General features: G+C 37.6%; 20 protein-coding genes and 2 pseudogenes. 8 read left to right on the forward strand and 14 right to left on the reverse strand.

Annotated features, from left to right (window positions below):
* Positions 1-18: 18 nt before the first annotated feature.
* From V4B18_RS02195 to V4B18_RS02250, 12 genes and pseudogenes are all read right to left on the reverse strand, one after another.
* Positions 19-120 (reverse strand): annotated as a pseudogene (locus tag V4B18_RS02195) (TrwG protein); the annotation flags it as partial.
* A complete protein-coding gene (locus V4B18_RS02200; RefSeq protein WP_455476212.1) occupies positions 117-260 on the reverse strand; it encodes a TrwH protein in 144 nt (47 codons plus the stop codon). The pseudogene V4B18_RS02195 and the gene V4B18_RS02200, both read right to left, overlap by 4 nt.
* 222 nt (positions 261-482) lie before the next feature.
* Entirely contained in the window at positions 483-1328 is an 846-nt protein-coding gene (locus V4B18_RS02205) for a type IV secretion system protein (protein ID WP_455476213.1), read from the reverse strand.
* 234 nt (positions 1329-1562) lie between these two features.
* Entirely contained in the window at positions 1563-2327 is a 765-nt protein-coding gene (locus tag V4B18_RS02210; RefSeq protein ID WP_455476215.1) for a type IV secretion system protein, read from the reverse strand.
* A complete protein-coding gene (locus V4B18_RS02215; RefSeq protein WP_455476216.1) occupies positions 2324-4795 on the reverse strand; it encodes a VirB4 family type IV secretion/conjugal transfer ATPase in 2472 nt (823 codons plus the stop codon). Before V4B18_RS02215 ends, V4B18_RS02210 begins: the two co-directional genes overlap by 4 nt.
* A 2-nt stretch (positions 4796-4797) precedes the next feature.
* Positions 4798-5106 (reverse strand): type IV secretion system protein VirB3, encoded by a 309-nt coding sequence (locus tag V4B18_RS02220; RefSeq protein ID WP_455476217.1) that lies wholly within the window; start codon positions 5104-5106, stop codon positions 4798-4800.
* 11 nt (positions 5107-5117) lie between these two features.
* Positions 5118-5438 carry a conjugal transfer protein gene (locus V4B18_RS02225; RefSeq protein ID WP_455476218.1) on the reverse strand — a complete coding sequence of 107 codons (321 nt, stop codon included), beginning with the start codon at positions 5436-5438 and terminating at the stop codon, positions 5118-5120.
* 138 nt (positions 5439-5576) lie between these two features.
* On the reverse strand, positions 5577-5888 hold the full coding sequence (gene trwL / locus V4B18_RS02230; RefSeq protein ID WP_455476219.1) for a VirB2 family type IV secretion system major pilin TrwL: 312 nt from the start codon (positions 5886-5888) through the stop codon (positions 5577-5579).
* Between the two features lie 143 nt (positions 5889-6031).
* A complete protein-coding gene (gene trwL / locus V4B18_RS02235; RefSeq protein WP_455476220.1) occupies positions 6032-6346 on the reverse strand; it encodes a VirB2 family type IV secretion system major pilin TrwL in 315 nt (104 codons plus the stop codon).
* Between the two features lie 146 nt (positions 6347-6492).
* Positions 6493-6816 (reverse strand): VirB2 family type IV secretion system major pilin TrwL, encoded by a 324-nt coding sequence (gene trwL, locus V4B18_RS02240; RefSeq protein WP_455476221.1) that lies wholly within the window; start codon positions 6814-6816, stop codon positions 6493-6495.
* Positions 6782-7088, reverse strand: a pseudogene (gene korA / locus V4B18_RS02245) (KorA family transcriptional regulator). The gene trwL (V4B18_RS02240) and the pseudogene korA overlap by 35 nt, the downstream one beginning before the upstream one ends.
* Before the next feature lie 132 nt (positions 7089-7220).
* A complete protein-coding gene (locus tag V4B18_RS02250) occupies positions 7221-7877 on the reverse strand; it encodes a lytic transglycosylase domain-containing protein (RefSeq protein ID WP_455476222.1) in 657 nt (218 codons plus the stop codon).
* Positions 7878-8642: 765 nt separating this feature from the next.
* Between V4B18_RS02250 and V4B18_RS02255 the strand changes: the two genes are divergently transcribed.
* Positions 8643-8930, forward strand: coding sequence for an H-NS histone family protein (locus tag V4B18_RS02255; RefSeq protein WP_455476223.1), 288 nt, complete (start codon positions 8643-8645; stop codon positions 8928-8930).
* A gap of 698 nt (positions 8931-9628) precedes the next feature.
* On the opposite strand, the gene V4B18_RS02260 is transcribed toward V4B18_RS02255, so the two are convergent.
* On the reverse strand, positions 9629-10891 hold the full coding sequence (locus tag V4B18_RS02260) for a ubiquinone biosynthesis hydroxylase (protein WP_455476506.1): 1263 nt from the start codon (positions 10889-10891) through the stop codon (positions 9629-9631).
* Between the two features lie 200 nt (positions 10892-11091).
* On the opposite strand from V4B18_RS02260, the gene V4B18_RS02265 reads away from it, so the two are divergent.
* The 7 genes from V4B18_RS02265 to V4B18_RS02295 all read left to right on the forward strand — a co-directional run bounded on the left by V4B18_RS02265 (position 11092) and on the right by V4B18_RS02295 (position 20161).
* Entirely contained in the window at positions 11092-13542 is a 2451-nt protein-coding gene (locus tag V4B18_RS02265) for a DNA translocase FtsK 4TM domain-containing protein (protein ID WP_455476224.1), read from the forward strand.
* 139 nt (positions 13543-13681) lie between these two features.
* Positions 13682-13903, forward strand: coding sequence for a DNA translocase FtsK (locus tag V4B18_RS02270; RefSeq protein ID WP_455476507.1), 222 nt, complete (start codon positions 13682-13684; stop codon positions 13901-13903).
* Positions 13904-13972: 69 nt separating this feature from the next.
* Positions 13973-14605, forward strand: coding sequence for a LolA family protein (locus V4B18_RS02275; RefSeq protein ID WP_455476225.1), 633 nt, complete (start codon positions 13973-13975; stop codon positions 14603-14605).
* A gap of 5 nt (positions 14606-14610) precedes the next feature.
* Positions 14611-15420: an exodeoxyribonuclease III gene (locus V4B18_RS02280; protein ID WP_455476508.1), complete on the forward strand. Its 810-nt coding sequence runs from the start codon at positions 14611-14613 to the stop codon at positions 15418-15420.
* A 59-nt stretch (positions 15421-15479) separates the two neighbouring features.
* Positions 15480-16958 (forward strand): efflux transporter outer membrane subunit, encoded by a 1479-nt coding sequence (locus tag V4B18_RS02285; protein ID WP_455476226.1) that lies wholly within the window; start codon positions 15480-15482, stop codon positions 16956-16958.
* Positions 16955-18175, forward strand: coding sequence for an efflux RND transporter periplasmic adaptor subunit (locus V4B18_RS02290; RefSeq protein WP_455476227.1), 1221 nt, complete (start codon positions 16955-16957; stop codon positions 18173-18175). The genes V4B18_RS02285 and V4B18_RS02290 overlap by 4 nt, the downstream gene beginning before the upstream one ends.
* A 3-nt stretch (positions 18176-18178) precedes the next feature.
* Entirely contained in the window at positions 18179-20161 is a 1983-nt protein-coding gene (locus V4B18_RS02295) for a MacB family efflux pump subunit (RefSeq protein ID WP_455476228.1), read from the forward strand.
* A gap of 301 nt (positions 20162-20462) precedes the next feature.
* Here V4B18_RS02295 and V4B18_RS02300 read toward each other — a convergent pair whose 3' ends face one another.
* Complete coding sequence (locus tag V4B18_RS02300) at positions 20463-20636, reverse strand: hypothetical protein (RefSeq protein WP_455476229.1); 174 nt, start codon at positions 20634-20636, stop codon at positions 20463-20465.
* Between the last annotated feature and the right edge of the window lie 26 nt (positions 20637-20662).

Genomic DNA, 20662 nt, shown 5'->3' on the forward strand with positions numbered 1-20662 from the left:
AAAATTATAAAAGTGCTATTTTATAAATTCACTAATGAGCTCACGTTCCAACCCTTTGCTTTCTTCATAATAAGTGTTGAGTCGTTCGGCTTTCACTGGTTTAAATTCCTTTTTTGTCATATCGCTTCTCGCTGAATTTCTATCGGGACTGTTTTATTTACAGGTACTCGCTTCCAATTGCTTGGTTGTTTTGGCTTTGGAGCCAATGTGCAAGCCGACAAAAGATTTACAATCAAAACCATAAAAATGATTGATCTCATTTTAATATTCCTCTTTTTCGACCATTAGATTCTGTCTAACATTTTTTTATCACTATTTCAATTTTGATTAAAAATATAGTGTATGATTGTTTTAATTTTTTTTATTTATTTGTCGCTTTTAAATTTTACCATAACGTGGGTATGTTTTTCCCGCGCTACGGGATATTTTGGTTATTTTGTCATACGATCTTCTATGTACGGGAAGTATTGCCTCTTCCTGCACTAGCTTCCACTGCCATAGAGGTGTTTAAATGTAATGCCTTTTGCCAAAGCATTTGCGATGCTTGACAATTTTAGCAACAACACAATGGAAAGAATGGACAAGGAAAGAGCGCCACCGAGCGTATAACTCACATTTTGTTGACCATCAAACTTAAAATCTGCCATGTAATTTGCAAAAATATCCATCATAAAACCAAACACGGCAGCTAAAAGAACAATGAGAATGATATAGCTGAATAATTGAGCTGTCCATTGTTCAAAAAGACGATAAGTTGGTTGCCAGAGCAAAGCAATGATGAAGAAAGGTCCAAATCCGATGAGAAGTATAAGTGCAATTTTTGCTAGCAAAATGAATGCACCGCCAATTGCCACTAAAAAGCTTGTTGCAAGCAAAATAAGGGTACCCAAAATTCCATAAAGAAATCCATCAGAACTCAAGAAAGCAGTTTCTTCGAAAGCTTCAGCTGCTCGCTTGAAGCCTTCGGTAGCAGCTCTGTCAATTAAACTATTTAACTGCGTGTCTGTTGATGGATGTATTATCAGCGCTTTTGATAATTCGTCAGGTATGTCCTTTATCAAATATGCAAGTTCTTGCTGATAAATTCCTCCAGTTAATGCAATTGAAGTAATAATGCTGACCCTTAGAAAACGATTCACAAAGCCGGTGAGAGGCATATCTATTGCACCACGAATAATAAGCCATCCATAGATGATAAAAGCGAGGGTGATACTTACTGATACTATAGGGGTAATTGTAGTGATCACTCTTGTTGTAATGTCTGTGATGTAAGTTTTTATTATACCATCAACTTTAGCAAAAAGTTGCGTGAACATTACGAAATCCATGGCGTTTCTCTTTAATGAATTTTCATTGTTTTGTTATCCTGTGACAAAAGGCACATGTTGTGCATTATATTCGCATTCATACAATTCGTCACAGAGTAGCAAGATCACTTAGGGTGGCTTATGTTTTCCGTGCTATTTTTTCAGATTATTGAAGTAGCACGGAATACTATACGTTGATTTTTTATTTCTTTGAGAAAAGAGAACCAACGATATTATAATGTTGATCATAAAATTTTATCGTATAGATCGTATAGTTGGCATTTCTGTATTACTACTGCTGAGAATTTTCATGTTACGTTTTAGCTTTTGCTGACTGATCAATTCCCGTTCCGCATTTCGCATATGCGCAACCATCTGCAATTTTGTAGTTTCATTTTGAATCATGGCAAGTCTAGCTTTAAGACGCGCTTGCAAGTCAGCAATGTCTTTCAAATCTTTTGTTTTACTGATTTCTTCTAACAGGTTTAAGATTTGCTGAAAACGCTTCTCTGTATTGTCGAAAGCGTGTAAACTTACAGCTTTATCTATGGCAGCTGCATATTTGCTGCGTTCATTGATAGATTCGCGTGCAGTACTCACAGAATCAGAAATTTTTTCTTCTTTTAGAATTTCTGCTAGTGATGCGTATATATCAGAATTTTTATTTTCATCGTAAATTGATTGCGGATTTTTAAGGAAAAAACTGGCACGATTCGTTTTTGTAGTACCAAATTCTCGATCTCCTGTTATAGATTGATACATCGCTTCTGTTTTGGCAAGTTCCTGCTTTTTCAACTCAACTTGTTTTTTTACTAAATCAATAAGCTCTGTATGTGGTGAAGAGACTTGTTTTGGCACCTCTGGTTTTTTAGCTTTCTTATTTTGTCTACTTGGAAAAAACCAACTGGAACTTGGAGTTGACCGCTCTAAATCTGCTACTCCTGCTCCAAACAAAGAGAAAGCTGAACTTGGTGTTCCAAAAATTGTTGCTATTACCATTGAAATAATTAGCTTTTTCATGTCGTTCTCCTATCAACTTTTATATGTTGTAAAAAAACTGGCAACCATATTGCCGGATCATCGCCTACTTCGGCGATAATAGCTTCAACCAATTCTGCATTATCGGGTGTCCCTGATAGTACCAAAAGTTCGTCATTAAAGTCTTGTTCGACAACCTCTCCATCAATTATTGTATGGAACTTGCCTAAATTTAATTCTGCGAGCGCTGATTGATCTCCTTGTTTGATAAGAAATTGACGACTAAACTCACCAAGTCCTTTGATCAATTCAAATTCAGCGTCTGTTAATTTGAAACCTTTTGTATATTCTTCATAGTTTGCTTTTGGATTGGCTAGAAAAATGTAAGTCGCGCATTGCTGAATCAGTGTTTTTGCAATATTGCTTTCCAGTGCATCGCTAGGCTCTTGGGTAGCGAAAACAAAAATACCATTTTGTTTACGAATAGTTTTTTGTTTATTCTTTGCTAAATCCTCAAAATATGGATCTTGCAAAGGCTTCCAAAACTCATCAAAAATATACATAAATCGTTGTCCAGTGATCATTCCTTCTGTGCGATAAAGCAAATACATCATCACTGGAGTACGAGCTTCTGGATTATCCAAAAATTCAGTGATATCAAATCCGTAAATTCTGTGCGTTGAAAGATTGAGTGCATCAGTGGGATTATCAAATAGCCATCCGTAATCATTCCCTTCGCACCATTTTATCAAGCGTGCGTGAACAGTTGGACGGGCATTATAATCACTTAAACGTGGGTTTGGTAAAAATTGCACTAAAAAAGATAAACGACGCAATGATCTATCGATGTTGTCATTCATAATGGCATTAACGGCTTGATCAATTTCTTCTTCGTCGTGATGTGTAACTTCACCACCTGCTTCTGCTAGTTTTTTAACAAATTGTTTAAGAAAAATAAGATTCTCTTGTGTAGGTGGGAGCTGGAACGGATTAAAGCCACTTGGTTTGCCAGTTTTAAACGCGAGATATCGACCACCCATTGCCCGAATAACAATTTCCATACCACGATCTTTGTCGAAAACAACAGTTGTCGGTTTAAATTTTTGTGCTTGCGCTAACAAAAAACCAAGTAAAACCGTTTTACCAGAACCAGACTGTCCGATAAGTGCAGTATTTCCAAGTAAACGCTTATCCGTTGCATCCTCTTCAAGTTGAGAGGCATGAAAATTAAAATAAAGTGGCGTTTTACTTACGGTTTTTAAAATCGTAACCGCTGGTCCCCATGGATTTCCTGTCGGCTTTCCTGACATAAAATTATGAAAAGATGAAAATGATAGAAAATTGAGTGATGTAATTGGTGCAGGACGTGGGCGCCATTTCCAATTTGCGGGAAGCTGTGCCCAATAACCAGCTTCTAAAGCTAAATCTACAGGTTTTGGCAATATTGCAGAATCGAGTATAGCTGCGCTTGCTTTTGCCATATAATCACGAACTTTTTGAACTGTATCACCGTAAATAGTAAGTGTGCAATGGTGCTCTCCCATAACAAAATGTCCACTTACAAGCTGATTAAGTGCTTCATCAATTTGTTCAATTTGGCTTGTTGCCACGTCGCGAGCATCTATAAGATTACGTTGATGTCGCTGTAAGTAATCCTTAGCAGCATGTCGCGAAAGTATAGAAAAACTCTGTGTTAACACGAATTCAAAATCGCTTTCCAGTAAAGCATTAAGCTGACCGGGTCTAGTTGTAGCGTCATATTCTTTAATCTCCATCATTCCAAATCGACGCATTCCAGTGGATGTCTGCAACTCGCCTACAGCTCCCCATTTTGAGAAAAAAGGTCGATTAATAGACATATAGTCGGCAAAACGGTCTTGGCAGATCGGCATGGGGCGATATTCGCCATTAACTAGCATTCCAAGGAATTCGAGAGCGGAGGAATAAGCATAACCATTTTTTTCATAAGTTCCAAGAAGCTCTGCACCATAACGTTTTAACGACTGACTTAAGGTGCGGTTAATGTCATTAAGAGCCTTGATACATGATTCTTGCCGCAGCTTTTTTTGATCAAGAGTTTCACGTTCATGTTGAGAAAAAAACGATATAATTTTATCAACTATTGGTTTGTAAACGATGGTCAAATATAAATCATTGACCATGAGATTATAACCAGTAAAACTTTGACGATATCTTTCGTCAAGCTGATAACAAAACATTTCATCAAATGTTGAATCAGGATATTCGTAAACACGGCGGCGCACAATATGCGTCCACAAAGATAAGTTAGCTGATGCAATACCGCGTAGAGTATTATTAAGCTCTTTAATCCATTGGAAAATATCTTCTTCTGAAGCGCTTTGATGGGAACGTCCATCAATTTTCCAAACGGATAAATATTCCGCATCTTTTGTAGAGATGATCGTATCTGTAACGTGATGTGAATAAGGTATGAATAGGCTTACGGGTGTTTCTGATACGAGCAATTTGCTGCTTTCAACAGCTTTCATGCTTATCTCCTTTTACGATAATTAGAGGGACTGTAACTCGATGCGCCCCAAAAGTTCTTGTTACGATTACGAAATTTAGTGTCTACCCATAACCACCAGATACGAAATGCTTTATCATCGTGTTTGGTAATTTGTGCCATAACAAACCATAATGGTGGTGCAAGGAGCCATAAAAAGATGTTTATTGTCATAGCAACAGACGCCACTCCTATAGCCATAGATATGGCTGGCATCATGGGCACACCCCAAATCGTTGGAACGCGAGTTGCTCCTTTAAATAAGGGAAATTCTTCATGTTTTTGTGATTTCATGAACGACCCCATTAATGAATATAGAACAATATATTGCTAATATAAAATGCTGCACCAGCGATGATGATACTAAATGCCCATCGTGCAAATGTAGCTCCTGCAATAATACGAAGCACATAAATGAGTAATAAAACTGCAAGCATGACTGCAGCAGCAATAGGAATAAGCATACTTAATCCGTGACGCATATCCATTAGAACATGCATATGATTGACTGTTGCTTGAGCATAAGCAGGTGGAGCCATTAAAAATATGATTGCAGTTATAAAGGCAATATCTAATTTGCTACCAACCTTTATTTTAAAAATATTTGAGCATTTCATATTTTGCATTATAGTTGAAATTCCCATAATAAGCATTCTCCGCTTGCAATATAAATGAAGTTATCATTGTTGTGTCCATAGCCACTGAGTATGAGCTTCATTTTTGAATGAAGAGAATACTCTATGCTATGCATTTTGTAATCGACTTCATGGTTTCCCGAACAATAGTTTAGCAAGTTCTACTGCTGATCCTGCGATAATAACACCTATCGACCAACGTAAAAACGTATCCTTTTCAATAAAACGTCCTGCATAACTGATTGCCAGACACAACAATATGACAGCAGCAGCAATAGGAATGATTTGAATCAATTCCGTTTGCAGGGTGCCCAGAGCATCACTAGCTTTTTTCAAACTTTGAGCATATGTAGGATGGGGTATAAAAAACATATTTATAGCCGCAACAGTGATTATGAGCTTGTTATTTGCTTCTGATTGAAGAGTTTTAAAATATTGCATGTTATTGATCCTAATGAAAGTTGCTATAGATGATATCCTTTTGTTGCTTTATAAGTAGCATTACCATTGATATGTTCGTAGTTGTTGAGCGCTAATTTTATTTTAAGTAAAAATATTTTGTGTTATATAATTCACAATTGGCATCAATTTTGTTTAAACAACAGATTAGCAAGCTCTACTGCTGATCCTGCGATAATAACACCTATCGACCAACGTAAAAACGTATCCTTTTCAATGAAACGTCCTGCATAACTGATTGCCAGACACAATAATATGACAGCAGCAGCAATAGGAATAATTTTATCCAATTCCGTTTGCAGGGTTTTTAGAGCATCACCAGCTTTTTTCAAACTTTGTTGAGCATATGTAGGATGGGGTATAAAAAACATATTTATAGCCGCAACAGTAGTAATAAGCTTGTTATTTACTTCTGATTGAAAAGTTTTCAAATGTTTCATGTTATTTATCCTGATTAAAGTTGCTGTAAACAATATTCTTCTGTTGCGTTATAAGTTGATATTACCATTGATGTGTCCGCAGTTATGAAGCACTAATCTTATTTTAAGTAAAAGATATTCTGTGTTATATTGCTTTATAATTTACATCAATTTTGTTTAAACAACAGATTAGCAAGTTCTATTGCTGACCCTGCGATAATAACACCTATCGACCAACGTAAAAACGTATCCTTTTCAATGAAACGCCCTGCATAACTGATTGCTAGACACAACAATATGACAGCAGCAGCAATAGGAATAATTGTATCCAATTCACCCTTTAGTTTTTCCAAAACACTTTTGGCTTTACCCAAACCCGTCTGTTGCGCTTGAGCACATACAGGATGAGACATCAAAGATACGGTTATAATTGCGACAGTTGAAATGATTTTATTATTAACTGTTGTTTGAAGAATATTTGATTTTTTCATATTGTTTATCCTGAATTACCCTGATTAAGATTGAAATGCCCACAAACAACACCTCTTTCATGAAGGAATTTAAAGAGATATTTTGGATCAACCCAAGTTCTTAATTTTCCCCTTTGTGTTAGAAGTGCGTACTTGTTTGGTTTGCCTGTTATTGGATCATCTGCAACAAACGTAAAATACCATTCTCTTTCTGAGCGCATTATAACGGTAATTTCACGTGCTGCTTTTTGATTAAATGCTATATCAACGCTGTTTTGTTCTATCATTTTCATTATTTAGCCCTCAATTAGAATAGATTTCGTCCAATCTTACTAATTAGAGCTTTAATATTCTTTTATCTAGTTTTCATTTCACACCTTATCAAAACTAAAATTCTAATCCATAAACTTAGAAATGATTACTCACTACCTTGCAAAAGAAGATGGATCTTTCACCGTAAAAGCATCATGCACACTACTTGCTTTGCTTTTAAACGCATCCACCAATTCCTCTTGCGGAACAATAGAAGGTTTAACATTAACCGTTTGTTCTTGCGTTTTTGTTTGATGTTGTACAAATTCTTGCACTTCGTCGCTATCAATTGGCATAAGTACAGGAACTTTTACTCCGACACGTGAAGCAACCTTTTGCACATATTTGTTGATAAAACCGCGTTTAAAATTTCCTGTGTTGTAACAACTTAAAGCAGCTTGTAATGCAGCTTGTCCAGAACTGTATTTCAACATTGCGCGTTCATAACAATGGACAAGAACCGTTTGTACAGCTTTGAGATTTTTGCATGGGTCAAATAAATCAGAAAGAGACATACCAAGCCATTCAAGGTTTCTGATATTAATCTGTCCTAAACCTACATCAAAGTTGTATCCGCTACGCTTAAGTTGTTCAGCTGTCGCAATTGCCTCCTCAAATGTGGATGGTTGATGTGGCAGTTTGTAATTACCATTAATGCCTATCGCATAAATGTTACCTTGCGATTCTTGCATGACAACAGCTGAAAGTGTTGTTGGGTGAATAGCAGGTGCGCATGCTGCAGCAAGCACCATGAAATCCAGAGAAACCATTAGCAATATACCCCTCGATTATGAAGAAATTTATTGGTGTAAATACCAATTTTTAGCCAATCTTCTGAATATCGTTGCATGACATTATTCTTATAAATTCGCGAAAGCAGATTACTCAGTTTAAAAATTTGTTTTTTGCGATTGGAGACTTTATTGCTTCTGAGAGCATTTGTAACATATGTAAATATACGTTTAATTACGTGGACATACGAGACAAAATCAAGCCCATTACGCTGATAAATACTATGGTCATTAAAGTTACAAAAGAAGAAGTTGCATCTAAACAAAAACCATCTTTCTTGGATGAAGGAAATGGATTGTGCAATATTGTAGTCTTTAATTGACTCTACTTTTTGAGAATATAACTGATACAAAATAAAAATTCGCTGCATACAAGAATACTTCTTGTTAAAACAATGAACTGCTACATCCTCGCGCATAGAGGACTTGTTCTTTGACAAGTATTGCCATAGTTTATAAGATTGCGATTTATATTCACTTTTGCTTGCTGATATATGGGAATTAAAGAAATACAATAAAGAGCGCATGCTCTTACTACCAATTTCAGCAATCGAACTGAAAAAGGATACAGTTGTGGCAAATGATGCACAAATAGATTGTTTTTTGTGTTTCAAAGCACATCTCCGTAAAAGCTGTATATTCATCGTAATTCTGATTTTGATAAAAAACAGACGGAAACTGTCTGCAAATTGTGTCTAAAATATGACAAAACACAGTTCTTTTTTTGTAAAGGGAGGTAAGAAGGTGAATGATTTCAAAAGCATGAATCTTGATGAGCTACAAGAAATGCGTGCCCAGATCGATGTAGAATTAAAAAGAAGACAAGCTAAAGAAAAGCAAAATGCGCGACAAAAAATTCTTGAAATTGCTAGTGCGCATGGCATTGATATCGCTGATCTTGTAAACAAAGAGCGTCATTATAGAAACCCCAATAATCAATGGGAATTATGGAATGGGCGTGGACGTAAACCTAAGTGGATTAAAGAGTGGTTGGAGAATGGCTATTCACTTGAAGAATTAGAAGTAACGTGATATATATGCAACACTTATAAGCACGGAGAATCAATAACGATACGGAAAAGTAGTATGTTTTTTTGATAATTTGATTTGTCTAAATATCGAATCGGAGCAAAGATGCGATGGGGGATGGTTTAGCTCAGCCATGAAATAAAGTATTCATTTAAGTGGGGAAAGAGTCATTGTATTTATCTCATGTACTCGCAACGTTAATTTTGACAACACAAGCTCTTAGCACTTTTTTATGATCTTTTGAATTGTGCAGACGGAAAATTTGTAGACGTTATGTATGATGCTGGAGCTAAGGATGGTTTTTTGCCTTGCTGAAAAGAAAGCAAAAAACTTAGCAATTTTTTCTGTATAATTTTAAGCATAAAAATGGATAAAATAAGCGTATTGAGACTTCTTTCCAATAATGTATAGAGGGTAAGTGGTAAGAGGTCGTGTTTGAATCTATCGATTATTAACAAGTAATTGAATAATGAGATGTTTTTCTTTTTGAATTTGGTGACGAGATTTTGTCTTTTATTTAAAAGAAACAATTTAAGCCTTATATTAGACAAAAAGGTGAGAAAATTTGAATTACTATAAAACAGTCGGGAAGAGATTTTCGGAAAAATATAAAATTTGATAATCGCTTTTTCAATGGGTTAATTTCTGTATAAAGATGATCTTGCTAATAGGTTAAACAGTGTAGAAGAGAGAGCTTTTGCTTAAAGTGGAAGTCCGCGTAAAAGGCGAGGGGCATTAGGAGTAAGTCCTGAAGCTTCTTGAATGAAATATTTTTTCATTTTAGGCATTTGATTGACAATTCCAAGGCCAATATCACGAAATGTTCGCAAAAAGAGATTATCATTAGAAAAAAGTTGATTAAGCCAATCATTGCTTAAGGCCATACGCACAGTTTCAAAACGTCTCCAGCTTTGATAGTGTTCGAGGGTTATGGAGGAGCCAATATCAAGACCCAATCGCGCTGTTTCAATAATGACTTCTGCCAGAGCAGCGCTATCGCGTAGTCCCAAATTGAGTCCTTGTCCTGCGATGGGGTGGATTGTGTGAGATGCATCACCGATGAGAGCAAAACGAGGTTTAATACATTGGCGTGTTAAAGAAAGAGTTAAAGGAAAAGCTTGACGTTCGCCATTCCAAGAAAGTTTTCCAAGTTGATGACCAATACGTTTTTCGATTTCTGTTTCAAAAACAAGAGCATCAGCTTTGAGATAATATTGAGCAGTTTGATGGTGCTCATTCCAAACAATAGCTGAGCGGTTTCCTTTAAGGGGAAGAAGAGCGAAAGGTCCAGCAGGTAAAAAATGTTGGATTGCTTGACCATGATGGGGTTTTTCATGTTCAATTGTACATAGGATTGCTGTTTGTTTGTAAGTGTGAGAAAAATTTTTTAGGCCTGCTTTTTTGCGTAGTTGAGAATGTGCTCCATCAGCTGCAATCAGCAATTTTGTTTGCCAGACTTCTTCATTGTTTAAAGTGACAATTGTGTGTTGATCTTTTTGGTGAAAATCAACAACCCGCACGCTTTCGATGAAGGTAATATTAAGATCTTTTACACGCTTTTTTAAAGCACTGATGAGTTTGTTATGTTCAACTGTAGTAGCAAAAGGCTCGTGGGGGGTAACATCTCCCTCAAAGGTTAGAAAGGTTGGTTTGATAGGATCATTTGCATATGAATCAGTGATGATCATTGAATGAATGGGCTGTGCATGAGGTTCTATAGATTCCCAACATTGCAATTGTTTAAACATGCGAACGCAGGCGGCTACAAGGGCGAATGTTCGAATATTTGAAGTGGGAGCTTCTTGAGGGGTTGCATCAACGATATTAATTTTCAGGTCAGGTGCGGCTTGCTTGAGTGCTATTGCAAGCGTTAGACCAACTGCTGCACCACCCGCGATAAGGAGGTCACATTGTTTTGTATTTTGGTTGAGACGTCTTGTATTTTTATTAAGATCAGAATACACAATGTTTGTTTTCACTTTCGCATAGCTTATTATTTCTTAAACAAAACCGATGTTTTCTTTTAATAACATTTTTTGCGCAATATTAAAGAAAATTATTATGGTTATGATGGTTAAAAAGCTGTATTAACATTTTTAAGCCATAACTTTATAACTCTTTGTTGAAATACTAAGCTTAAAGGTTTTGTATTTGGGATTGATGAATGCATCAGAGTTCTTCACCTTACGATTTATTAGAAGAGCCAGGTTATAAAAGGTCAGGGCTTATAAGAATGTTTTTGCGCCAGATTGGTGTCTTCATTGGGCTTGGGCTTTTGGGTTTCATTATTTTTTGTATTTTAGCTTTAGCAACTTGGAATACTGCAGATCCATCATTAACACATGCAAATACGAATGAAATTACAAACCTTATGGGATGGCTAGGTGCAATTTTTTCAGATTTGTTTATGCAGTTTTTTGGTTTAGCAAGTCTTTTTGTTTTGTTGCCACCACTCTTTTGGTCGTTTCTTTTGTTGGCACAAAAAGATATCCATAATTTAATTTTTCGTCTTTTTTTATGGGTATTGTCGACGATTTGTTTTCTCGTTTCTTTTGCTCTTATGACACCTCTTGCTTCTTTTACGCGTTGGCCATTGCCAATTGGATTGGGGGGTGTTTTGGGCGATAAAATTTTAAATGCTATCTATTTAATTTTTCCTTCTACTCTCTCTTCTTTTCAGAATGTGCTTTTGGGCGTTGTTTTTGCATTTTTTAGTTCTTTTATAGCTGCTTTTGCTGGCGATGTAGTGTGGAGGCGCGAGGCAAAGAAAAGAAAAGCAAAGAGCATTCCAAAGGTTGAAACTGTAGATCCAACCTTTGATATGCCAGAAAATGCAGAAGATTCTGTAGATGAAGTGCATCACGGTTTTTTTGCTACAGCTTTTGGAGCAGTTTTGCACTTTTTTTATTTTTTACAAGCAAGATTGTTTCATTTTTTTCGCTTCAATTGGGAAAATAAGGAACAAGAAAAGTCATTTGATCGGATTGATCCAGTTTTCTTTGACGAAGAAATAAAATGTGATGATTTTCAAAATATGACATCTAGCTCTTCTGCTCGTTCTCTGGCTAAAAGCTGTGTTGTTAAGCCTTTAATAGCTTCTCCAAAAGGTGGCTTTCTTCTTCCCGTTTTGGATTATCTTTCAGTTCCTACACCAACGATAAAGGATATAAAACTTTCTCCCACTTCCTTAAAAGCAAATTCTCATGAACTTGAGGGTATTTTGTCAGATTTTGGAGTTAAGGGAAAAATTATTGATGCACGCCCAGGTCCAGTGGTAACTTTGTATGAATTTGAACCAGCTGCTGGTATTAAGTCTTCTCGTATCATTGGTTTAGCAGATGATATTGCGCGTTCAATGCGCGCAATTTCTGCGCGTGTTGCTGTGGTTCCTGGGCGCAATGTGATTGGAATAGAATTGCCCAATGCAATACGTGAAATGGTTTATTTAAGAGAAATTTTGCAAGCGCAGGAATTCGTAGATAGCAAAGCAAAATTAGGGCTTGCTTTGGGCAAGACAATAGGTGGCGAAGTGGTGATTGCGGATTTAGCAAAAATGCCGCATCTTTTGGTCGCAGGTACAACAGGTTCAGGAAAATCAGTTGCTATTAATACGATGATTTTATCGCTTCTTTACCGTATGACACCTGAGCAATGTCGTTTAATTATGGTGGATCCTAAAATGCTTGAACTTTCAGTTTATGATGGGATACCACATTTGTTAACGCCGGTGGTAACAGATCCTAAAAAAGCGGTGATTGCACTTAAATGGGCTGTTCGCGAAATGGAAGAGCGCTACAGCAAAATGTCAAAAGTTGGAGTCCGCAATATTGATGGATTTAATGCACGTCTTAAGGAAGCAGAAAATCAAGGTGAGACAATAGCACGTACAGTTCAAGTCGGATTTGATCATGAAACTGGCGAGCCTCTTTATGAGACGGAGACACTTGATTTAAGTCCTATGCCCTATATCGTTGTCATTATTGATGAAATGGCAGATTTAATGATGGTTGCCGGCAAAGACATTGAAGGTGCAGTGCAACGTTTAGCACAAATGGCACGTGCTGCTGGAATTCATGTAATTATGGCTACGCAACGTCCTTCGGTGGATGTGATTACGGGGACGATTAAAGCCAATTTCCCCACACGCATTTCTTTTTCTGTAAGTTCGAAAATTGATAGCCGAACAATTCTTGGAGAACAGGGTGCTGAGCAATTATTGGGGCAAGGCGATATGCTATTCATGATGGGAGGAGGGCGTATTCAGCGTGTTCATGGGCCTTTTGTGGCTGATGATGAAGTTGAGCAGGTTGTGGCACATCTTAAAGCCCAAGCATTGCCTGATTATTTGGAAACTATTACGCAAGAAACAGATCATGGTGCTGATGTTTCTTTTAATGCTCCTGCAGCCGATGATCCTTACAGTCAAGCTGTTGCTGTTGTTCTTCGTGATCGCAAAGCTTCAACTTCTTATATTCAACGCCGTTTAGGGATTGGTTATAACCGTGCTGCTTCGCTCATTGAGCGTATGGAAGAAGAAGGCATTATTGGTCCAGCTAATCATGCTGGTAAACGGGAAATTTTGGTGCCTTTTGTTGCTAATGATGAAGTTGAGTGATGACAGTTGAACAGGTTGTGATGCATCAAAGTTTAAGCGCAACCTGATTATTTGGAAACCATTACACGAGAAATGATAAAGCGGTGGTCGCTAGTATTTTTCTTAATGTTCTTGCAGTTTAGACCCTTACAGTCGAGCTATTTCTGTTGTTCTTTATAATTGCAAAGTCTCAATTTCTTATATTCAATGTTGCTTAAGGATTGCCTATAACTGTGTTACTCTGCTCACTGAATGTATGGAAAAAGAAGGTATTATTGGTTTAGCTAATCATATAGATAAACGGGAAATTTTTGTGCCTGCTGGGGGAGAATCCTTTAAAAATGGAAGTCTTTTGATAGTTTTTTCAAAAAATATACTTTAAAAGAAGAACATTTATTCATCATTTGTCACTTATATTTAAGGCAAATAGGCATTGCTCGGGAGTATTTTTATGAAAACATTTTTTTTAACCTGTAGAGGTGCATTTGGATTTGCTAAAATCATTATCTTTTTATGTTTAGCTTTTCCCGCTTTTTCGCAGTCATCTAATCAAGTGCTACGGGCGCAAAATATTGCCAATCGCTTTGCTGCGATTAAAACAATGACAGGTGATTTTATTCAGTTTAGTCCAAAGGACAAAATCAATGAAGGAAAATTCTATTTAGAACGTCCAGGAAAGATTCGTTTTGCATACAAAAAACTGCCCTTACAAATTATTGCAGATGGAAAATTTGTGGGCATTAATAATCGCGCTTTGAATACGTGGAATTTTTCAGAGCTTTCTCAAACGCCGATGAAGCTTTTGTTGGGTGATAAAATTGATTTATCATCGGGACGTTTATTAGCATTTCGTGAAGATCCAGGAGCGATAACAATAGTTTTGCGTGATAAAACTATTGGCATAGGGCGCATAAAGATGGTTTTTGATTCTAAAAGCTATGCCTTGCGTCAATGGACGATTATTGATCAACAAAATTTAGAAACAACTGTTCAAATCATGAATGTGCGAACGGGCGTTAGGTTTGTTGATGGGATGTTTAAACTCCCTTATAAAAATAATGCAGCGTTGCATCATCAGAATTGAAATTGATGTTTTTTCGTCTTGCCACTTGGAATGTTAACTCGATTCGCTTGCGTCTTGCGCAGGTTTTTCAGTATTTAGATATATTTCCTGCAGACATTTTGTGTTTACAAGAAACAAAATGTCCAGATAACTTATTCCCACGTGAAGCTTTTGAAGCGGCTGGTTACAAGCATATCGCATTGAATGGACAAAAATCTTATAACGGTGTGGCAATTGTTTCACGTTTGCCGTTTAAAAATGTTGAAAAACGTTTCTTTTGTAAAAAACAAAGTTGCCGTTACATTTCTGTAATTGTTAAAATTTGTAACAGGAATGTACGGATTCACAATTTTTATGTTCCCGCTGGAGGTGATGTACCTGATGTTGATGTGAATGAAAAATTCCGTAATAAACTTGATTTTTTAGAAGAAATGTCGTCTATTCGTGCTGAGCAAGGAGATGGTTTATCTTCTCTTTTAGTGGGTGATCTCAATATTGCTCCTCTAGCAGATGATGTTTGGTCTCATAAGCAATTGCTGAAGGTTGTCAGTCATACACCAGTTGAAACTGAACGTTTGCAAGCTTTATGTTCTCAAGGTGGGTGGGTTGATCTAATGCGTATGCATTTTCCTGTTCCCACTAAACTTTACACATGGTGGAGCTATCGGGCACGTGATTGGGCGCTTGCTGACCGTGGTCGACGGCTTGATCATATCTGGTCTTCTTCTGATCTAGCTCCTTTTGTTACTGATCTTGCGGTTTTTCGTGACGCTCGGGGTTGGGATCGGCCTTCAGACCACGTTCCGATACAAACTACATTTGATTTTTCACGATAAATTTGAAATAAGGACTAATAACATCAATAAGTTGATTCTGAGAAAACGTTGGAGAATGGATGCATATCAGAAGTTTGAAACGAATTGATTTTAAAAAATTATTTTATAGTGCTTTCTGTTTTTTTATGCTGCCAGGATGTATAGTTGGTTCCAATTACCACAAAACGTCTTTTAAGGTTCCAGAAGTTTGGGGACAACAGTCTGCGCAAACCCTTTCTCATCCAGTTGCACTTGTAGGATGGTGGAAGCGCCTAAATGATCCCATCTTAAATGAATTAATAAATTACGCAATTTCTGAAAATAATGATATTGCTATTGCCAAAGCGCGGATTCGTGAAGCACGAGCCAGTTTAAGGCAAACTATAGGGTATTTTTCACCAAGTTTGTCAAATTCAATTTCAGCAACTCGCAGTTCTAGATTATCTGGTACGTCTTTAAATCAATATAATAGCGGTTTTGATGCAAGCTGGGAGCTTGATATTTTTGGCGGACATAAGCGTGCGGTTGAAGCAGCACGTTATGGTCTTGACGCTGTTGAGGAGGATATGCGTGCCACAATGGTAACGTTGCTGGGGGATGTAGCGACAAATTATGTTCAAGTACGTGGTTGGCAACAGAAACTGTTACTTGTGCGACAAATTGCTTTATCGCAGCGTAAAACATTGAAATTGGTGCGTGCCAAGTTGAGCGCTGGTGATGTTTCACAGCTTGATGTTTCAAATGCACAAGCGCAAGTGGCTAATACAGAAGCAGATATATCACAGATGGAAGCGAATTTGGCAATGAGCATTCACCGTCTTTCTGTTTTAGTAGGATGTGTGCCTACGGCTTTGAAGGATATGTTGCAAAAGGATGCTCAAAATATGAAGATTCCACAACCTGATTGGCCTATACCAGCAGGAATTCCCGCTGATATTTTGTTAACACGTCCGGATTTACGGCGGGCAGAGCGCCAATATGCGCAGGCGACAGCTCGTATTGGACAGCGTGAAGCAGAGCGCTATCCATCATTGACTTTAACCGGTAATATTTCAACTGCGGCAGGAACAATTGATCAATTGTGGAAAAACTCAACAATTGGGTGGTCTTTTGGATCCGGTTTGCGTTTCCCATTTTTTAATGGTGGACAGATTGTGGCTTCTGTAGCGGTTGCGCGTGCACAGCGTGATCAAGCCTTTATTGCTTATCGAGCTGCTGTGCTGAAGGCATTAGAAGATGTAGAAAATGCACTCGTGGGATTGATTAAAGAACGCCAGCGTTTAGAAAAGCTTGTCGTAGCCGATGCAGCTTATCTGCAATCATTAAAGCTTTCAAAGAATCTTTTCGAAAATGGGAATACCAGTTTCCTTGAATTATTAAATGCTGATCGTTCTTATTATTCTTCGCAAATAGCGCTTAAAGATAGCCGTATTTCTTTGGTTACTCAATATATTGCACTGATGAAAGCGTTGGGTGGTAGTTGGGATGGTGTGGTTGATGCGTCACGTCCAGAAGTCATTGATGGTGTTACCCATTCGCGTACGAAGGTAAGACAATGAAAAAAGATTTAATCAAAAATTTCATTATGAAACGCAAAAAACTTTCTCTATTTTTAGGGAGTGTTTTCCTTGTCATTATTTTTTTATGGTTACGTTCTCTTGGAACTTCTACACCAACTTATATGACAGCGGTGGTCAAGCGTGGTGATATAGAGGAAAGTGTTTTAGCTTCTGGTATTGTGCGCCCTTATCGGTTGGTCGCTGTTGGTGCGCGCGCAACAGGGCGTATTGTATCAATGCATGTTTTTCCTGGAAGTGTTGTGAAAAAAGGGGATCTTTTGGCGGAGATTGATCCCACAGATCAGGAAAATGATCTAAAAAGAAAAAAAGCAGCGTTAGTACATTATTATGCAAGTTTGTCAGAACAAGAAGCTTATCTCGCTCTTGCACAAAAGAATTTATATCGTCAAAAACAATTGATTGAAGCGCGTGCTATTTCACGAGCTAATCTTGATGATGCTGTAACACAAGTAAAAATACGTGAAGCGCAAATTGCTCAGCTTCGTGAACAGATTGCTCAAGCACAAATTGATGTAGACAGTGCAAAGGTTAACCTAAGTTATACGCGGGTGACTGCTCCTTCAGCGGGAACAGTTTTAGCAACAGTTGTCGAAGAAGGACAAAATGTAAATGCAGTTCAATCAGCACCAACAATTGTTATTTTGGGCGATTTATCAAAGATGACAATTAAAGCGCAAATTTCAGAAGTCGATATTCTGAAAGTTCGTGCTGGACAACCTTTGTATTTTACCGTTTTGGGTGATTCACAACGACGTTATGATGGTACTTTAGAACAGATAGAACCGGCACCTGAATCGATTCGTGCTGATGTGAGTATTAATCCTGGTATGGTTGGAAATTCTAGTGCTTTAGCATCGTCGGCTATCTATTATAGCGGAATTGCGCATGTTGATAATAAGGATAATTTTCTGCGTACTTATATGACCGCTCAAGTTCATATTATATTAGGTCGTGCCCAAAATGTTTTGGTGGTGCCAAGTGATGCTTTACGTGATATGACAAAGGAGCGTAAAGCGTGGGTTTCTCTTCTCGTTGAGGGAAAAGTAGTTGCAAAACAGGTAACCGTTGGGCTCAATAATAAGGTGATGGCAGAAATTGTTTCAGGATTAAATGAAGGAGATGTGGTTATTACGGGTTCGAGCGGTGAGGTAACACTGGATTCTTCTTCTAATATGCACGATGAGGATGAGATCTAAAACATGAAAACAGAGCAAACGGATGCTGTGATCGTTTTGGAAAATATCGTGCGCAAATTTCCAGCAGGGGAAAAATTTGTCCCTGTTTTGAAAAATATCAATCTTACTATTAAGCGCGGTGAAATGGTAGCCATTGTGGGGGCTTCTGGTTCAGGAAAATCCACATTGATGAATATTTTAGGGTGCCTTGATCGACCAAATTCTGGTCGCTATTGGATTTCAGGAAAAGAAACAGCAACTCTTGTTCCTGATGAACTATCAGCTTTGCGACGCAATCATTTTGGATTTATTTTCCAACGGTATCATTTGTTAAATGAATTGACAGCTCTTGGCAATGTTGAAATTCCAGCTATTTATGCAGGCTGTGCCGCTCAAGTAAGAAGAAAACGTGCTCGGGATCTTTTAACACGTCTAGGTATGGGAGATAGGGTCAATTATCGTCCAAACCAGCTTTCAGGTGGACAGCAGCAACGTGTGTCTATTGCTCGTGCACTAATCAATGATGCTGAGGTTATTCTTGCGGATGAGCCAACGGGTGCATTAGATAAACAGAGTGGCCAAGAAGTGTTGCGTATTTTGGAAGAGCTTCATAAAGAAGGACGCACCATTATTATTGTAACCCATGATATGCAAGTGGCGGAAAGAGCAGAGCGTATTATTGAAATCAGTGACGGAGAAATTATTGCCGATAATCTCTTAAAGACTGCAAAAACAAGAAAAGATGGTCTCCCCCTTTATCAAAAGAAAAATTTAAACCAGCAGCACAAATTTAATTTTTTTCGTTCTTTTGTTGAGCGTTCTCGTGAAGCGTTTGTTATGGCTTTGTTGGCAATGAATGCTCATCGGATGCGGACTTTTTTAACAATGCTTGGAGTGATTATCGGGATTGGTGCGATTATTGCAATGGTGGCTTTGGGAAATGGTACACGAGAAAAAATTCTAGAAAATTTTAAGAGTCTAGGTTCTAATACATTGACAATTTTTCCGGGGAAAAGCTTTTCTGATCAACAAGCAGATAAAATAACCAGTTTAGTTGAAGCTGACGCAGAAGCTCTTGCTGGATTGCCTTATGTTTCTGGTGTAACACCGCAGATTTCGGCGAGCTCTAAGATCCGTTTTGGTACAGTTGAAGTGGGTGCTGTGATTGCGGGAGTAGGAGAGCAATTCTTTCAAGCACAAGGGCTCAGTGCCGTTGAAGGGCAGTTATTTGATCGCAAAAGTGTGCATGATCGGGCGGTTGATTTAGTAATAGAAAAAGAAGCGATTCCCGTTCTGTTTCCCCATAGTCGTGAGAGCCCTATTGGGAAAGTAGTGCTTATAGGTAAAGTGCCAGCGCGTATTGTTGGTGTTGTGGCTCCAAATAATAGTGCAAGCATGTCAAATACGTTGCAGATTTATTTGCCCTATACAACAGTGCAAACGCGTTTTATTGGGACTACAGATGTTCGTGCAATTACTCTGAAGATTGCTGATAATGTTGACTCGCATTTAGCTGAGGTTAAAATCCAGCGTTTTTTAATTGCTCGGCATGGTGAAAAAGATTTTTTCATTAAAAACTCTGAATCATTCCGAGAGCGTGTCATAGAAAGTGCACAGATTTTAACGCTTTTAGTGTCTTCAATTGCAGCGATTTCATTGGTTGTTGGCGGTATTGGTGTTATGAATATTATGCTGGTCACTGTTTCTGAGCGAATCAATGAAATTGGGGTGCGTATGGCAGTTGGTGCGCGTCAAAGTGATATTTTACAGCAATTTTTAATTGAAGCGATTTTGGTTTGTGTGATTGGTGGTAGTTTGGGAGTTCTTTTTGGATTTTCTATCGGCGGTTTGTTTATATTGTTTAAGGCGCCTGTCCCCTTTATGTATACGATTGATTCAATTATCATCGCTCTCACCTTTTCAACTGCTATTGGATTGTGTTTTGGCTTTTCGCCAGCGCGACAAGCTTCACGGCTGGATCCTGTTATTGCTCTCTCACGCAATTAAGTGTCATCAATTTTGCAAAAGAGAGCTAAAGGGAAGCTGTTATGGTGACTGTGATCCTGTTAATCTTGAATGATGTATTTCGTATAAAGAGAAATTGATTGGGAGGCTATTTTAATTGACCTGTTGGTCAAATTTTAATGCTGCTTTTTAAAAGAACATAGGTAATGAAGTTACCATAAAGCATTAAATATTTGAGCGCACATAAAAGCAGCTACGCCAACACAATAATTAACAGGTTCTCAGGCACAGGTAAAATAGGATATTTTTTCTGTTGTCATAAAAAGTGTATTATTAGAATTTATTAAGAAACAGCATTTTTGTTCTGAAAAGCGTTTTTAAATTTTTGTACAAAAATGCAGTCCAAAGGAGAAATACCAATATCAATGTAGGCTGATGTTATAATGTTTAAGCGATTACTATCATGTAAAAGCCAATACATTCCGTGAACTTTAAGTGGTATATAAATATCGTTCATTTTATGTTGGCTTGAGAAACTTACAA

The sequence above is a fragment of the Bartonella sp. B17 genome (assembly GCF_053795755.1).

Excerpts from the sequence above, each read along its gene's own strand:
- V4B18_RS02200 (WP_455476212.1), bottom strand. The coding sequence starts at position 260 with ATGAGATCAATCATTTTTATGGTTTTGATTGTAAATCTTTTGTCGGCT.
- V4B18_RS02205 (WP_455476213.1), bottom strand. The coding sequence starts at position 1,328 with ATGGATTTCGTAATGTTCACGCAACTTTTTGCTAAAGTTGATGGTATA.
- V4B18_RS02210 (WP_455476215.1), bottom strand. The coding sequence starts at position 2,327 with ATGAAAAAGCTAATTATTTCAATGGTAATAGCAACAATTTTTGGAACA.
- V4B18_RS02215 (WP_455476216.1), bottom strand. The coding sequence starts at position 4,795 with ATGAAAGCTGTTGAAAGCAGCAAATTGCTCGTATCAGAAACACCCGTA.
- V4B18_RS02220 (WP_455476217.1), bottom strand. The coding sequence starts at position 5,106 with ATGAAATCACAAAAACATGAAGAATTTCCCTTATTTAAAGGAGCAACT.
- V4B18_RS02225 (WP_455476218.1), bottom strand. The coding sequence starts at position 5,438 with ATGCAAAATATGAAATGCTCAAATATTTTTAAAATAAAGGTTGGTAGC.
- trwL (WP_455476219.1), bottom strand. The coding sequence starts at position 5,888 with ATGCAATATTTTAAAACTCTTCAATCAGAAGCAAATAACAAGCTCATA.
- trwL (WP_455476220.1), bottom strand. The coding sequence starts at position 6,346 with ATGAAACATTTGAAAACTTTTCAATCAGAAGTAAATAACAAGCTTATT.
- trwL (WP_455476221.1), bottom strand. The coding sequence starts at position 6,816 with ATGAAAAAATCAAATATTCTTCAAACAACAGTTAATAATAAAATCATT.
- V4B18_RS02250 (WP_455476222.1), bottom strand. The coding sequence starts at position 7,877 with ATGGTTTCTCTGGATTTCATGGTGCTTGCTGCAGCATGCGCACCTGCT.
- V4B18_RS02265 (WP_455476224.1), top strand. The coding sequence starts at position 11,092 with ATGCATCAGAGTTCTTCACCTTACGATTTATTAGAAGAGCCAGGTTAT.
- V4B18_RS02275 (WP_455476225.1), top strand. The coding sequence starts at position 13,973 with ATGAAAACATTTTTTTTAACCTGTAGAGGTGCATTTGGATTTGCTAAA.
- V4B18_RS02280 (WP_455476508.1), top strand. The coding sequence starts at position 14,611 with ATGTTTTTTCGTCTTGCCACTTGGAATGTTAACTCGATTCGCTTGCGT.
- V4B18_RS02285 (WP_455476226.1), top strand. The coding sequence starts at position 15,480 with ATGCATATCAGAAGTTTGAAACGAATTGATTTTAAAAAATTATTTTAT.
- V4B18_RS02290 (WP_455476227.1), top strand. The coding sequence starts at position 16,955 with ATGAAAAAAGATTTAATCAAAAATTTCATTATGAAACGCAAAAAACTT.
- V4B18_RS02295 (WP_455476228.1), top strand. The coding sequence starts at position 18,179 with ATGAAAACAGAGCAAACGGATGCTGTGATCGTTTTGGAAAATATCGTG.
- V4B18_RS02300 (WP_455476229.1), bottom strand. The coding sequence starts at position 20,636 with ATGAACGATATTTATATACCACTTAAAGTTCACGGAATGTATTGGCTT.